The organism is Aureimonas ureilytica DSM 18598 = NBRC 106430 (assembly GCF_000382705.1).
Lineage (GTDB): Bacteria > Pseudomonadota > Alphaproteobacteria > Rhizobiales > Rhizobiaceae > Aureimonas > Aureimonas ureilytica.
The window spans coordinates 119,379-133,811 of sequence record NZ_ARQE01000011.1; the positions used below are offsets into that span (position 1 = coordinate 119,379).

General features: G+C 68.5%; 12 protein-coding genes. 5 read left to right on the forward strand and 7 right to left on the reverse strand.

The features are described 5' to 3' along the window. Positions 1-12 precede the first annotated feature (12 nt). Genes coxB through B146_RS0120200 form a run of 3 tightly spaced genes read left to right on the forward strand, consistent with a single transcriptional unit; the run spans position 13 to position 3,622 of the window. Positions 13-726 (forward strand): cytochrome c oxidase subunit II, encoded by a 714-nt coding sequence (gene coxB, locus B146_RS0120190; RefSeq protein WP_019998300.1) that lies wholly within the window; start codon positions 13-15, stop codon positions 724-726. Next, complete coding sequence (gene ctaD / locus B146_RS0120195) at positions 723-3,281, forward strand: cytochrome c oxidase subunit I (RefSeq protein WP_019998301.1); 2,559 nt, start codon at positions 723-725, stop codon at positions 3,279-3,281. Before coxB ends, ctaD begins: the two co-directional genes overlap by 4 nt. Then, positions 3,278-3,622, forward strand: coding sequence for a hypothetical protein (locus B146_RS0120200; RefSeq protein WP_019998302.1), 345 nt, complete (start codon positions 3,278-3,280; stop codon positions 3,620-3,622). Before ctaD ends, B146_RS0120200 begins: the two co-directional genes overlap by 4 nt. 73 nt (positions 3,623-3,695) lie before the next feature. Here the strand turns inward: B146_RS0120200 and tal are convergent, their stop codons facing one another. Further along, entirely contained in the window at positions 3,696-4,676 is a 981-nt protein-coding gene (gene tal, locus B146_RS0120205) for a transaldolase (protein WP_026358795.1), read from the reverse strand. 420 nt (positions 4,677-5,096) lie between these two features. Here tal and B146_RS0120210 point away from each other — a divergent pair, with 420 nt between their 5' ends. Next, entirely contained in the window at positions 5,097-7,022 is a 1,926-nt protein-coding gene (locus B146_RS0120210; protein ID WP_019998304.1) for a M23 family metallopeptidase, read from the forward strand. A gap of 107 nt (positions 7,023-7,129) precedes the next feature. On the opposite strand, the gene mgrA is transcribed toward B146_RS0120210, so the two are convergent. The 5 genes from mgrA to B146_RS0120235 form a co-directional block, all read right to left on the reverse strand. After that, positions 7,130-8,167 carry an L-glyceraldehyde 3-phosphate reductase gene (mgrA, locus tag B146_RS0120215; RefSeq protein ID WP_019998305.1) on the reverse strand — a complete coding sequence of 346 codons (1,038 nt, stop codon included), beginning with the start codon at positions 8,165-8,167 and terminating at the stop codon, positions 7,130-7,132. A gap of 100 nt (positions 8,168-8,267) precedes the next feature. Next, complete coding sequence (locus tag B146_RS27975) at positions 8,268-9,386, reverse strand: extensin-like domain-containing protein (protein WP_019998306.1); 1,119 nt, start codon at positions 9,384-9,386, stop codon at positions 8,268-8,270. Between the two features lie 170 nt (positions 9,387-9,556). Further along, positions 9,557-10,972 carry a L,D-transpeptidase gene (locus B146_RS0120225; RefSeq protein WP_244498256.1) on the reverse strand — a complete coding sequence of 472 codons (1,416 nt, stop codon included), beginning with the start codon at positions 10,970-10,972 and terminating at the stop codon, positions 9,557-9,559. Positions 10,973-11,280: 308 nt separating this feature from the next. Beyond that, entirely contained in the window at positions 11,281-12,663 is a 1,383-nt protein-coding gene (locus tag B146_RS0120230; protein ID WP_019998308.1) for a chloride channel protein, read from the reverse strand. A 115-nt stretch (positions 12,664-12,778) separates the two neighbouring features. Then, positions 12,779-13,615, reverse strand: a complete 837-nt coding sequence (locus B146_RS0120235; protein ID WP_019998309.1) for an aldo/keto reductase — start codon at positions 13,613-13,615, stop codon at positions 12,779-12,781. A 149-nt stretch (positions 13,616-13,764) separates the two neighbouring features. Here B146_RS0120235 and B146_RS0120240 point away from each other — a divergent pair, with 149 nt between their 5' ends. Continuing rightward, complete coding sequence (locus B146_RS0120240) at positions 13,765-14,148, forward strand: PRC-barrel domain-containing protein (RefSeq protein ID WP_244877426.1); 384 nt, start codon at positions 13,765-13,767, stop codon at positions 14,146-14,148. 6 nt (positions 14,149-14,154) lie between these two features. Here the strand turns inward: B146_RS0120240 and B146_RS0120245 are convergent. Beyond that, on the reverse strand, positions 14,155-14,433 hold a 279-nt coding region (locus B146_RS0120245; RefSeq protein WP_019996716.1), incomplete at its 5' end, for a transposase.

The window sequence follows — 14,433 nt, forward strand, 5'->3', positions numbered from 1 at the left end:
GGCTTTTCCTCGATGAAACGGGGCGCGATCGGCCGATGGGCGCTCGCCTTCGTGCCACTTGGGCTTTCCGGCTGCGCCGGCAAGCTTTCGATTCTCGATCCGGCCGGCCCGGCGGCGCGCTCCACCGCCCTTCTCTGGTGGGTCATGTTCGCCGGGTCGCTGGCGATCATGGCGCTGGTGCTCGGTCTCGTCGCCTTCGCCTTCCTGCGCCCGGGCTGGGGGCGCGACATCGCGCCCAGGCGCTGGCTGGTCTGGGGCGGGCTCGCCTTTCCGGGCGTCGTCCTCTCCTCGCTCCTCGTCTTCGCCCTGGCGACGGGCGAGAGATTGCTCGCCCATCCCGGAGAACCGGGCCTCGTGCGCGTCGAAGCCCGGCCGCATCAATGGTACTGGGAGTTCCGCTATCCCGGCGTGGACGGCGCGACCACGAACAGCCTCCATCTGCCCGCCGGCCGCCCGGTGGACGTCGCCGTGATCGGCACCGACGTCATCCATTCCTTCTGGGTGCCGCGCTTGGGCGGCAAGATCGACGCCATTCCCGGCCACGTGAACGTGATCCGCCTGTCGGCCGATCGGCCGGGCACCTATGGCGGCGTCTGCGCCGAATTCTGCGGCACGGGCCATGCCAACATGGCCTTCACCGTGATCGCCCATCCGCCCGAGACCTATGCGCCGGCGCTCGCCGAGGCCCTCGAACCCCTGTCCGCCGTCCGGGAGACCGCGCCTTGACCAAGACCCGCGCCGCCGCTCCCTCGAAAGGCCAGGGCGGGACGCCCCTGTCGCCGGCCGCGCTTCATCTGGCGCTGGAGCGCATCTGGCACACGCCGCCCGGCTGGGGCCGGCTGTCGGCCGTCAACCACACGGTGATCGGCCGCCGCTTCATCGTCGCGGCCTTCGTGTTCTTCGCCATCGGCGGCGTTCTCGCCATGCTGATCCGCGCCCAGCTCGCTTCGCCGCACAGCGCCTTCGTCGGCCCCGATCTCTACAACCAGATCTTCACCATGCACGGCACGGTGATGATGTTCCTCTTCGCCATCCCGATGTTCGAGGGCGTGGCGATGTATTTCCTGCCCAAGCTTCTGGGCGCGCGCGACCTCGCCTTTCCGCGCCTCTCGGCCTTCGGCTTCTGGTGCTACGTCTTCGGCGGCTCGATCCTGATCGGTGCCATGCTGGCGGGCTACGCGCCCGATTCCGGCTGGTTCATGTACACGCCGCTTTCCTCCGGCCAGTATTCGCCGGGCATCAATGCCGATGTCTGGCTGCTCGGCATCACCTTCGTGGAGATTTCCGCCGTGGGCGCGGCGATCGAGCTGACGGTGTCGATCCTGAAATTCCGCGCGCCGGGCATGAGCCTGGCCCGCATGCCGCTCTTTGCCTGGTACATTCTCGTCACCGCCGGCATGATGCTGGTCGGCTTTCCGCCGCTGATCCTCGGCTCGATCCTTCTCGAGATGGAACGGGCCTTCGACCTGCCCTTCTTCGATCCGACGCGCGGCGGCGACCCGCTGCTCTGGCAGCACCTCTTCTGGCTGTTCGGGCACCCGGAGGTCTACATCATCTTCCTGCCGGCGGCGGGCGTCATCTCCACCATCCTGCCGGTTCTCGTCGGGCGGGCGATCCTCGGCTATTCCTGGATCGTGGTCGCGATCGTCGCCATGGGCTTCCTGTCCTTCGGCCTCTGGGTCCACCACATGTTCACGGTGGGCATCCCGCATCTGGCGCAAGGGTTCTTCTCGGCCGCGAGCGTCCTCGTCGCCGTGCCGACCGGCGTCCAGATCTTCCTGTGGATCGGCACGATGATGGCGGGGCGGCCGAAGCTGTCGACGCCGATGCTCTATCTTCTCGGCTTCTTCTTCGTCTTCGTCTGCGGCGGGCTCACCGGCGTCATGCTCGCCATCGTGCCCTTCGACTGGCAGGTCCACGACACGCAGTTCGTGGTCGCGCATCTCCACTATGTGCTGGTCGGCGGCTTCATCTTCCCGATGCTCGCGGCGGCCTATTACTGGCTGCCGCACATGACCGGGCGCCAGCCGCTCTACAAGGTCGGCACCGTCGCCTTCTGGCTGATCTTCATCGGCTTCAACACGACCTTCCTCATCATGCACCTGACCGGGCTCTACGGCATGCCCCGGCGCTATTACACCTATGAGGCCGGCTATGGCTGGGGCGCGCTCAATCTCGTGTCCTCGATCGGCGGCTTTATCATGACGATGGGCTTCGCGCTCTTCGCCGTGGACATGCTGTTCCAGTTCCGCTTCGGGCGCGTGTCCCCGCGCAATCCGTGGAAGGCCGGCACGCTGGAATGGGCGACGGCAACGCCCCCGCCCTCCTACGCCTTCGCCTCGCTCCCCGACATCGCCTCTCGCGATCCGCTGCACGAACAGCCCGAGCTCGGGCAGGATCTCGCCGCCGGCAAGGGCTATCTCGCGATGCCCCGCAACGGCTGGCAGGAAACCCTGATCGTCTCCATGAATTCGGGCACGCCCCAGGCCATCGCGATCCTGCCGCGCCCGAGCTTCCTGCCGCTCTGGACCGCGCTCGCGATCGGCCTCTTCGTCCTCTCGCTCCTGTTCAAGCTCTATTGGGTGTCGGCCGTCCTGCCGATCCTCGTCCTCGGCCTGTTCCTCGCCTGGACGCCCGGCTCGGGCTCGCCCGTCGATCACGGCCTCCTGCCGGCGGGTCGGGGTCTCGCCCTGCCGGTTCATGCCGAGACGGAGCGTCCGCCCTCCTGGTGGGCGACGCTCTTCCTCCTTCTGGCCGACGGCACGATCTTCGCCTCGCTCGCCTTCGGCACGCTGTTCCTTTGGCTCGTCGCCCCCAACTGGCCGCCGCCGGCCGGTCTCGACCTGCCGCTCGGCTGGCTCGCCGCCACCGGCGCGCTCGTGGTCGCGGCCTCTGCGGCCGCCCGGCTGGCGCAGCGCCCGCTCGCGCGCACCGGACGCCCCTCCGGCGCGCTTCTCCTCGCCGCGCTCGGCGCGCAGGCTCTGGCCTCTGCCCTCGCGCTCGCCACGATCGCGCTGCATCTGCCCGCGCCGACCAGCCACGCGACCTATTCCACGGTCGCGGCGCTTCTGGTCTTCGTGGCCCTCCATGCGGGCCTCGGCGCCGTCTTCGCGGGCTTCGCGCTCTGGCGCGTGCGGGCGGGCTATGTGTCGGCGCGGCGGCAGGGCGATCTTCGCATCGGCCTTCTCTGGCACGACTTCACCGCCGCGACGGGCCTCCTGGCGCTCGCGCTCGTCGCCCTGCTGCCCCTCCTCCTGCCGCTGCGGGGGCTCGCCGGATGACGCGCTCTCTGTCGCTGCTTCTCTTGATCGCCGGCTTCGTGATCTGGAGCTCGGCCTTCGTGGCGCTCTATGCCGGCCTGTCGGTCGGCTGCGCCTTCGGCTGGGACGCGGTGCGCCTCGGGCCGGTGAGCGGGCTGCGCGCCCTTCTGGTAGTGCTCTGGCTCACGCATCTCATGGCGCTCGGCGGTCTCTTCGTTCTCTGCCGCAAGCGGGCACAGGCCGCCGGTGGGGCCGAGCCGGACAGGTTCCTCGCCTTCGGCGCGCTCCATGCGGGCATCGCAGCCGTGGTGGTGACGCTCATCAACTACGCGCCGATCCTCGGCCTCACGCTCTGCCTCTGAACGACGGGGCCTCTCGACACGAAAACGGCGGCCCGAAGGCCGCCGCTCGAAACATGATGAAGACGCCCGAGCCTTACTGCGCGGCGACGGCGGCAGGGCCGCCCTCGAGGCGCTTGGCGACGAGGCCGCGCAGCTCGCGCAGGTCCTTCGCGAAGGAGCGGATGCCCTCGGCGAGCTTCTCGGTCGCCATCGCGTCCTCGTTCAGCGCCCAGCGGAAGGTGCGCTCGTCCATCGTGATCGGATCGATCTTGTTGAACGTCTCGGGCGAGAGCTTGCGCTCCAGCGTGCCCTGGTCGTTCGAGAGCTCCTTGAGAAGCGCCGGCGAGATGGTGAGACGGTCGCAGCCCGCCAGGGCCTCGATCTCGCCCACATTGCGGAACGAGGCGCCCATGACGACGGTCTTGATGCCGTTGGACTTGTAGTAGTCGTAGATCGAGCGGACCGACAGGACGCCCGGATCTTCCTCGGGCCCGTAGGTCTTGCCGGTGGACTTGGCGTACCAGTCCATGATGCGGCCGACGAAGGGCGAGATCAGGAAGACGCCGGCATCGGCGCAGGCGATGGCCTGGGCCTTGGAGAAGATCAGCGTCAGGTTGGTGTCGATGCCTTCCTTCTGGAGGACTTCCGCCGCGCGGATGCCTTCCCAGGTGGCGGCGAGCTTGATCAGGATCTTCTCCCGGTCGACGCCGCGCTCCTTGTAGTCGGCGATGATGTGGCGGGCGCGGTTCACCGAGCCTTCCACGTCGAAGGAGAGGTCGGCGTCGACTTCGGTCGACACTCGGCCCGGAACCAGCTCGGCCAGCGCCGCGCCGACGGAGACCGCGAGGCGGTCGGCCACCGCGTTCGCCACGGAGCGGCCGCCGCCGCCCTTGGACTGGCCCCAGCTCAGCGCCTCGGCGAAGGCGTCGTCGAACATGGGCGTGCCGAGCGCCTTCAGGACGATGGTCGGATTGGTCGTGCAGTCCACCGGCCGAAGCTCGCGGACCGCTTCGATGTCGCCGGTGTCGGCGACGACCGTGGTCATCTCGCGAAGTTGGTCGAGCTTGGATGCCATGGGATGTTCCATTCGTCGAAGTTGGTGTGAGTCGGTTACGCCGCTGCTTTCCAAGATGTGTCGTCCATGACGCCGAGGCGCAAGGCACGATGCGGAAAGTTTAGGCCGAACGCCGCCGGGAATGACGATTTTTATGTAGAGTCCGGAAATGGCCTCGCCCAGATGGCGGCGCGTTCGAACGCTGCTCGAGACCCATTCCAGCCCCGCGCAGGCTGACGCGATTCATCATGTCGTGTGGACGAAAGGGGCAATCCTTGCGGAAAGGTTGACAGCGGAGGACCCGATCCGCTCTATCTCCATCCGTCATGGGACCTGTGGCCCGGGAGTGACACCCGAGTGGCGACGGCAGCGTCGCCCCGATCCTGTCGCGAATCCGCCTCAGTCGGGTTCGAAGCCGGGCGCAGTTCAGACGGGACGTGAATGCACCACGAACGCTACGCCAAGCCCGACTTCGGCAACGAACCCCCGCTGGTCGCGGACCGTCGGCGCAAGCCCGATCGGCGCCAGGTTTCGGCGCGCTGGCTGGCCGGCACGCTCCTGACCGGCATCACCTCCACCGCCCTCATGGGCATCGCGCTTTCGGCCGCTCACGACGGACGCCACATCCTGGTGCGCCCGGCCGTGGTGGGCGTCGCGGCGGCCGCCGTCAGCGACCTGTCGGAAAAGGGCGAGCGCGTCTTCGCGACCCCGATCCCGATCGACCGCAACCGCTCCACGATCGAGGTGCCGACCCTGATCCGCGAGGGCGATCGCGAGGTGCTGCGCACCATGCCCTTCGCCTACGCCTCCATGCTTCTGGCCGCCCGGCATCCAACCACCGCGTCCTATCCCGCCTTCGACGCGATGAAGGTCTTCAGCGACGACGACAAGCCGGACGCCGCGCCGGCGCTCGAAACCGGGCAGATCTACGAGGGCAAGGTCGAGGCCGACGTTCAGGTCTCCATGCAGTCCTTCGACTTCAAGGCGCCGGCCGACACGTTCGCCGATGTCGGCACCAAGGAGGCCGAGCTTCTGGTTCGCGCCGCCGCGCCCAAGCAGGACGCCGCGCCCGTGCAGGTGGCCGCGATCCAGCCCTTCGACGCCACGCGCTTCGGCGGCGGCATGTCGGATGCCGACGAATACGTGCCGGGCTCGGCCTTCCGCGTCATCCGCGAGAACGTCTCCGTTTCCGCCTCGGAAGGGGCGAGCGAGCGCACGGCGCGCTATTTCGAGGAGATCGTGCCCTTCCGCGAGAAGCGCTCGATCCGCGAGGCGCTGGAGGAAACCGGCCACGAAAAGGTCGATGAAGCGGCCGGCCGGCTGGCGGATCTCCTGCGGCGGGACACGCTCGACGCGGGCGAGGTCCTGCGGCTCGGTCTCGAGCCCGACGGCAGCGACTCGCGCATCGTGCGCCTCTCGGCCTACAAGGGCACCGAGCATCTCGCCACCGTCGGCCTCGACGACAAGGGCCGCTTCACGCAGGCCCCCGAGCCGACCCTCAGCCGCTCCGTGGCCGAAGCGTTCGACGAGAACGCCACCGAAGCGCCGCTGCGCCAGAGCATGCCGACCGTCTATGACGGCATCTATCAGGCCGCTCTCGCCTACGGGCTCGACACCCGCCTGTGTCAGCGCCTCATCCGCATTCTGGCGGCCGACGTGGACTATCAGGCCCGGCTCGATCGCGACGATCGGCTGACGGTTCTCTACACGCTCGCCGAGGGCGAGCAGACCGCGACCGACGAATCCCAGATCCTCTATGTGGAGGCCAATTTCGGCGGCGAGACGAAGCGCTATTACCGCTTCTTCTCGCCCGACGACGGGCAGGTCGATTATTACGACGAGGACGGCCGCTCGTCGCGCCAGTTCCTCCTGCGCAATCCCGTTCCGAACGGGCGCTTCTCCTCCCCCTTCGGCTCGCGCCGGCATCCGATTCTCGGCTATTCGCGAATGCACTGGGGCGTCGACTGGGCCGCCCCGCGCGGCACGCCGATCCTGGCGTCGGGCTCGGGCGTGGTGGAGCGGGCGGGCTGGTCCACCGGCAACGGCCAGCAGACCATCATCAAGCACGCCAATGGCTACGAGACGTCCTATTCCCACCAGAGCCAGATCGCCAAGGGCGTGACGGCGGGCGCCAAGGTCCGCCAGGGGCAGATCATCGGCTATGTCGGCTCGACCGGCCTCTCCACCGGCAACCATCTCCATTACGAAGTGAGCGTCAACGGCACGCGCGTCGACCCGATGCGCATCCGCCTGCCGAACGGACGCCAGCTTTCCGGCGCGCAGCTCGAAGCCTTCGCCAAGGAGCGCGAGCGCATCGAGAACATCCTGAAGGAAAGCTCCGAGGAAATGCACGTCGCCGGCCGATAAGCCGCGCGGCGTCGCTTATGGGTCATGAAAAGGGCGGGCGGGTCATGAAAAAGGGCGGGTGCCGCAAGGCCCCGCCCTTCTCTATAGTTCGAACAAGCCGCTCCGGCCTATTCCTTCGGCTGGATCGCCGACTGCGAGCGCCAGAGATCGATGCCGCCATCCGTCGCGTGACGATCGATCTCGGAGAGTTCTTCGCCCGAGAAGCTCGTGTTGGAGAGAGCGTCGAGCGAGGAGTCCAGCTGTTCCACCGTACGCGCGCCGATCAGCGCCGAGGTGACGCGCTCGTTGCGCAGCACCCAGGCGATCGCCATCTGCGCCAGCGACTGGCCGCGCCGCTCGGCAATGGCGTTCAGCGCGCGGATGCGGCCGACATTCTCTTCCGTCACGAGGCCGGAGGAGAAGGAGCCTTCCTTCGAAGCGCGCGAATCCTGCGGCACGCCGTTCAGATACTTGTTCGACAGGAGCCCCTGCGCCAGCGGCGAGAAGGCGATGCAGCCGACGCCGAGCTCGGTGAGCGTGTCCAGAAGCCCGTCCTCGGTCCAGCGGTTCAGCATGGAATAGGAGGGCTGATGGATGAGGAGCGGCGTGCCCATCTCCTTCAGGATGGCATGGGCGCGGCGCGTCAGCTCCGGCGAATAGGAGGACACGCCGACATAGAGCGCCTTGCCCGAGCGCACGATCTGGTCGAGCGCGCCCATCGTCTCTTCCAGCGGCGTCTTGGGATCGGGCCGGTGGTGGTAGAAGATGTCGACATAGTCGAGCCCCATGCGCTTGAGGCTCTGGTCGAGGCTGGCGACGAGATATTTGCGCGAGCCGAAATTGCCGTAGGGGCCGGGCCACATGTCCCAGCCGGCCTTGGAGGAGATCAGAAGCTCGTCGCGATAGGGCCGGAAGTCCTGGTCCATCCAGCGGCCGAAATTCTCTTCCGCCGAGCCGTAGGGCGGGCCGTAATTGTTGGCGAGGTCGAAATGCGTGACGCCCCGGTCGAAGGCGCGGCGCAGGATGGCGCGGCCGGTCTCGTAGACGTCGGTGCCGCCGAAATTCTGCCAGAGGCCGAGCGAGATGGAGGGAAGATCGATCCCCGAGCGCCCGCAGCGCCGATAGTTCATGGCGCCGTAGCGCTTCTCGTCCGCGATATAGGTCATGCCTGCCGCATCCTTCCCTTCAAGCCGGCCGCCGCCCCGGCCATGAGTCGGGAGCGGCTTCGGCGCGGACTATAGGCAAGACGGAGCGCCTGACCAGCCGCTACCGGCAATAGGTCGCGTCGTGGGACCGGGCCGCGATATCGAGATGCAGATGGGTGCCATGGTCGGAATCGGTGCCCGGCCCGAGCACGGTGCGGAACGGACCGCAGGCGGCGCGGCGCACGCGCGCGGCGAACCGATCCTCCGACGTGCCGGGCTGGGTGGCGTCCACCGGCACCTTGCGACCATCTGATAGTTCGAACCCGGCAATGTCGATGGCGCTGCCGCGCGAATGCTCGGAAATGCGGGACTCGCTGGCCCGCGCCCGGCAGACATAGGTCGAGGCCTGGCTCAGGGCCTTGACGCGCGTGCCCGCGAACTCCGCCTTCGCGGCCGGCTCGACGCCCTCCGACACCCAGATGTCGAGCGCGAGGGCCGTGCGGCAGAGAAAGGTCGTACCGGGCTCCACCGAAACGCCGGAGGAGAGCTTGCGGATCGACACCGGCCGCAACACGCCGCACTGCCCGTCCGCGATCGTCTCGCCCACGGTGAACTCGACGCCCCGCGCCTTGAGTTCCGTCTCGCAGGCGACCGCGTCTTCCACGGCGGCGGCGGCCTCGACGGTTTCGGCCGGCGTCACGGCCATGTCCGGCACATCCGGCGCGCTCGGCTCCGGCGTCGTGCGCGCCTTGTCCGGCGGCACATAGGCGGGCTGCGGCGCGGGCGGGCCGGCGGGCTCGCTCGGCGACGCCGGCGCCGTGTCTGAGGACGCGGGCGCGGCCTCGGGCTTCGCGGTTGCGGCGGCAGGGTCCTCGGCCTTCGGCTCGGGCTTCTGCCCGGCTTCGGGCTCGTCGGCCGCATCGGGCTTGTCGTCCGTCCGGGGCTTCTCGGCGGGCTTGGGAGCCGCCTCCCCTGCGGGGCCATCAGACGCCTCGCCCGGCGTGGGCTCAGGCCGAGGCTCGGGACGCGGGATGCTCTCTGGCGCCGGGGCAGCGGGCGGCGTTGCGGCCTCGCCGCGCGGCGCGTCCTCCGGCGCGGCGGCCGGAACGGGCGGGCGCGCCGGTGCGGCGAAGCCGGGCGCCGTGCCGAGGCCCAGCGCGACAGCAAGCGCCGCGCCGTGCCGGCCGACGACAGACAGAACCAAGGCGCTCCAACGGCGGCCCGACACGATCTCGATCATGATGCACTCCCCCGGCGGCCCAAACGGAGCGGAGGTCGGCAAGGTTCCCGCGCGGGCGGACCACGCCTCAGCCACGCGGCCCGCCCTCCCCTAAAAGAAAAGCCCCGCCGAGAGGATCGACGGGGCTCGAAAGCGGGGACCGGAAAACGGGGCGGATGCCGCCTCGCTCCTCAGTCGATGAACTGCACCACCGTGCCGGGCTTCACCATCTTGGCCAGTTCCGTCGCGTCCCAATTGGTGAGGCGGATGCAGCCATGGCTGTTGGTCTTGCCGATCTTGGAGGGCTCGGGCGTTCCGTGAATGCCGTAGGTCGGCTTCGACAGCGCGATCCAGATCGTGCCGACCGGGCCGTTCGGACCGGGCGGAATGGTCAGAACCTTGTCGTTCGAGCCCTGCTTGAAGTTGATCTTTGGATTGTAGGTGTAGTTCGGATCGAAGGCGATGCGCGTCACATCGACCGTGCCGGAGGGCGAGGGCGTCGAGGTCGAGCCGATCGAGGACGGATAGGCCGCCACGAGCTGGCCGCTCGCGTCATAGGCGCGGACCTGCTCGCGGCCCTTGTCGGCGATGATCTTCACGACCTCGCCGCTGACGTTCGACCCCGTCGCCATGACCTTGATGATCGTGCCGGGCCGGTCGAAATCGGCGCCGGGATTGATCTCCCTCAGGTAGTCCTCGTCCATGTGGAAGCGCTCGGCGAGCATTTCCGTGACGCGCGTGTAGGACATGGCCGGCAGAGCGGCCTTGTGGGCGTAGTCCTCGGGGATCGCGGCGACATAGGGGCCGGACACGTCCTCGTTGGTGATCGTGTAGGAGGTGACGGCCGGGCCGCCGGTCTCCATCAGCTCTTCCATCAGGCCGCGCGCGTCGGTCGCGTCGATCGTGCGCCCGGTCTTTTCGGTATAGGCGGCCACGGCCTTGTCGACATTGCCGCCCATCCGCCCGTCGATGACGCCCGGCGAGATGCCGGCGCGGTCGAGCAGAACCTGAAGCGCGGCGATCTCGGCCTTGGCGTTCTTGCCCTTCGGGCCGACCACCTTGGGCGCGGGATGGGTCTCGATCATGGTCGAGCCCTCGTGGGGCACGCCCATGGACGGCGGCAGATTGCCGAACGATCCGTCGCTCGGCGGGATCGAGCCGGTCATGGTCTGGTCGGGCGAATCGTAGCCGCCCGGCGCCGGCAGGGGCGCCGATTCCACGGGGCCGTCATTGTAGGGGCCCTCGAAGCCCTGCGAATAGGGATCGTCGAGGCTCGCGTCGCGCTGCCCGCCATAGGGGTCGCGCCGGCTCGCATAGGGGTCGCGCCCGCCCTGGTAATAACCGTCGTCGGCGCGCGGCACCTCGTAGGCGACGCCCGGCGGCGCGTCGCGGCGCCGGCTCTGCGCGCGAGGCCGCTCGACATCGATCACCCGGCCGTAGGAATCGACCGTGACGATGTTGCCGTTCTCGTCCACGAAGCGCTCGGCGCCGCGGCTTTCGTTCTGGTAATAGGGGTCGTAGCTCTGCTGCGCGGCGGCAGGAAGCGCGAACGCCGACAGGCCGACCAGCGCCATGCAGGTCGCCGCCCAAAACCTCGTCTTCCCCATGCTTGGCGTCCTTTCCCGAAATCGGCCCATGCCGTGCAACGTCTCCGAGAGCAGATAGGGCATTACACTGACGCGAAGATGGTTAATCAACCCTGAACGCGGCATTCCCACAGCCCGAGAGCCTGCGGCTCGAAGCACGCGTTCCAGAGTGCCCAACAAAACCTCGTGGGGTCGGCTTGTCGGGTCTTTCCGCCAGCCACTTTGTCGCGAATGCTCGCCGATGCCACCGGCATCGACTGCGCTTCGCTCCGCGCGGACTGACGAAAACCCCTCGACCATCCTCCGCCCGGAGGTCCTGTCAGGCACTCTTACTCCGGCCGATCGTCCCCTCGCTTGGTCTGGGGCTGCTCGGCCGCGCGGCTCAAGCGCAGGATATCCGCGATGAAGTTGCGCGACAGGGTGTGGTAGAGCGGTTCGCCGGAAATGAGGCGGGCAGTGCCGAATCCGATCATCGCGGCGACCAGAAGCGGCATCACGTGCTCGCGCGCGGCGGTCATCTCCAGAATGATGACGAAGGCGGTCATCGGCGCCTGCACGACACCGGCGAAATAGCCGGCCATGCCGAGCGTCGCCGCCAGCCCGATATTGGCGCCGAACACGAGGCCGAGCGTCGCACCGAGCCCGGCGCCCACCGAGAGCGAGGGCGCGAAGATGCCGCCTGGCACGCCCGACACGGTGGACAGGAGGCTCGCGGCGAATTTCCACAGGAAGAAGGCCGGATCGCCCGCCTGTCCTTCCACGGCGGCGCGCGCCGTCTCGTACCCCGTGCCGTAGCTTGTGCCGCCCGACAGAAGACCGATCAGCGCGACGCCGAGGCCGCAGGCGGCCGCGAGCGCGACGAGCCGCCCGGCGCGCCCGCGCGTCCAGAGGCGGAACCGTCGCATGAGGGCGAGCACCAGTTTGCTGAACAGGGCGCCGAGCGCGCCGCCGAGAACGCCGCAGGCGAGCACCAGGCCCCAATCCCTGAGCGTGGCGACCGTGCCGGAGGTCTCGCCGAAATAGGTGTAGTTGCCGGTCAGCGCGAGCGAGGCGAGGCCGGCCAGCACCACGGCCGACAGGACGAGCCCGTTGGTGCGCGCCTCGTAGGAGCGGCCCATCTCCTCGATCGCGAAGACGATCCCGGCGAGCGGCGTGTTGAAGGCCGCCGCGATGCCGGCGGCCGACCCTGCGAGGATCAGCCCCCGGGCATGGGCCATGCCGCCGATGCGGCCGGACGCCAGCATGATCGCCGCGCCGACCTGCACGGTCGGCCCTTCGCGCCCGATCGAGGCGCCGGACAGAAGCCCGACGACGGTCAGGAGAATCTTGCCGGCCGCGCCCTTGAGCGACAGAAGCAGCCGGCGCTCGCCATCGTCCTCCAGATGTCGGGCGGCGATGGCCTGCGGAATGCCGCTGCCCTGCGTATAGGGAAAGAAGCGCAGCGCCAGCCAGGCCGACAAGGCGAAGCCGAGCGGCGGCACGAGAAGGCGCAGCGCATAGCCGAGCGCACCACCCTGACCCGCCATCGCGGCGAAGAGATGCTGCGCGCCGTCCGCCGCCTCGGCGAAGAGCACGCTGACGAGACCGATCGCCACCGCGCCGGCCCAGAAGACGAGGCGCGGCCGCCAGACCTTTCGCGACATCCAGACGGCGCGCGAGCGGCGGAGCGTGCGCAGGCGACGACGGCGAGCCGGGGCGGAGAGCGAGGACATGGCGGGCGATCCTGTCGGCGGGCAACGGGCGGGCGCGCTCAAGCGCCCCTTCGTCCCGTCGGCCCTGCACCGGCATCCGTCAAGTCTTTGTGAGCGTGGACACGCCCTGCGAGGGTTAAATCATCGCAAGGGGCGTCTTGCGCTCCGGCGGCGGGAAGGCCGCGTCGAGCAGCGCCCAGTCCTCCGCGTCGAGCCGCAGATCGGCGGCGGCGGCGTTGTCGCGCACATGCGCCTCTGTGCTCGCCTTCGGGATCGACAGCGTGCCGGGATGGCGCAGCGTGAAGGCGAGCGCGATCTGTGCCGGGCTCCGGTCGTGCCGCTCGGCGACCTCGACAAGCGCGGGCCGGCGCAGGAGCGCCCCGCCCTGCCCGATGGGCGAATAGGCCATGGGCGCCACGATCCGCTCGTCCAGCCAGGGCAGGAGGTCGAATTCCGGGCCGCGATGGTCGAGATTGTAGAGGATCTGGTTCACCGCGCAGCCACGCGCGCCCTCGACCTCCATCAGTTCCTCCATGTCGGCGACGTCGAAATTCGACACGCCCCAGCGCAGGATCTTGCCGGCATCGATCAGGTCCTCCATCGCGGCCACCGTTTCGCCGAGCGGAAAGCGGCCGCGCCAGTGGAGGAGGTAGAGATCGAGCCGGTCGGTTCCGAGCCGCTCCAGGCTCGCCTCGCAGGCCGCGATCGTTCCGCGCCGCGAGGCGTGGCTCGGCGCGACCTTGGAGACGAGGAACACCTCGTCGCGCCGCCCTTCGATGGCCTCACCCACGAGTTCCTCGGACGCGCCGTCGCCGTAGATTTCCGCCGTGTCGATCAGCGTCATGCCCAGATCGAGCCCGCGCCGGAGCGCGGCGACCTCCTCGCCGTGCCGCGCGCCCGTCTCGCCCATCATCCAGGTGCCCTGCCCGAGCGCCGGCACGCTCGTTCCGTCGGCGAGTTCCACCGTTCTCATGATCCTGGTCCTTTCGCGCGAATGCCTGTTCTCGGGCGATCAACTAACGCCCCCGCCCCGGAACGGGAACCCTGAACGGAACCCTTGGCGGGAACGGCGCGCCGCTCTCGGCGTTGGTAGTCATCTGTTCAATTCAGGGAGTGGCCAAGATGTCTTCGACAATGGGAACCGGACCGATCTCCGAGTTGCAGGTCGGGGCCGACAACATCGAGGCGAGCCGCGTCAACGGAACGCGCGTCTACAACACCGAGGGCGACAATCTCGGCCATATCTACGACCTCGTGATCGGCAAGCGGGACGGGCGCGTGAAATACGCGATCATGTCCTTCGGCGGCTTTCTCGGCATCGGCGAGGATTATCACCCGCTGCCCTGGGAAGTCCTGAAATACGACGAGCGCCAGGGCGGCTACGTGGTCGGCATCACGATCGACCAGCTCAAGAACGCCCCGCGCTACGGCGCCGATTCCGCGCCCGACTGGGTCGATCCCGCCTATGGCCGCCGCGTGGACGATTATTACGGCGTTTCCTACTAGAGCGTTTCAGGTTTTGACGGAAGCATAGCCTGCGTTTTCGAAGTAGTTTGCGCATTCGTCGGACGGGATGGTGGTGACGAGGTGGCCGACGTGTCGCCACGTTTCCTCGATGGTCCGCTTCTGGGCCATGCGCATCCAATGCTTGATCTTGGCGAAGGCCTGTTCGATCGGATTGAGGTCGGGCGAGTAGGGCGGCAGGTACCAGAGCCGTGCCCCGGCCGCCTGGATCATCCGGCGGATCTCGGCCGACTTGTGCGAGCCGAGGTTATCCATGACGACGATGTC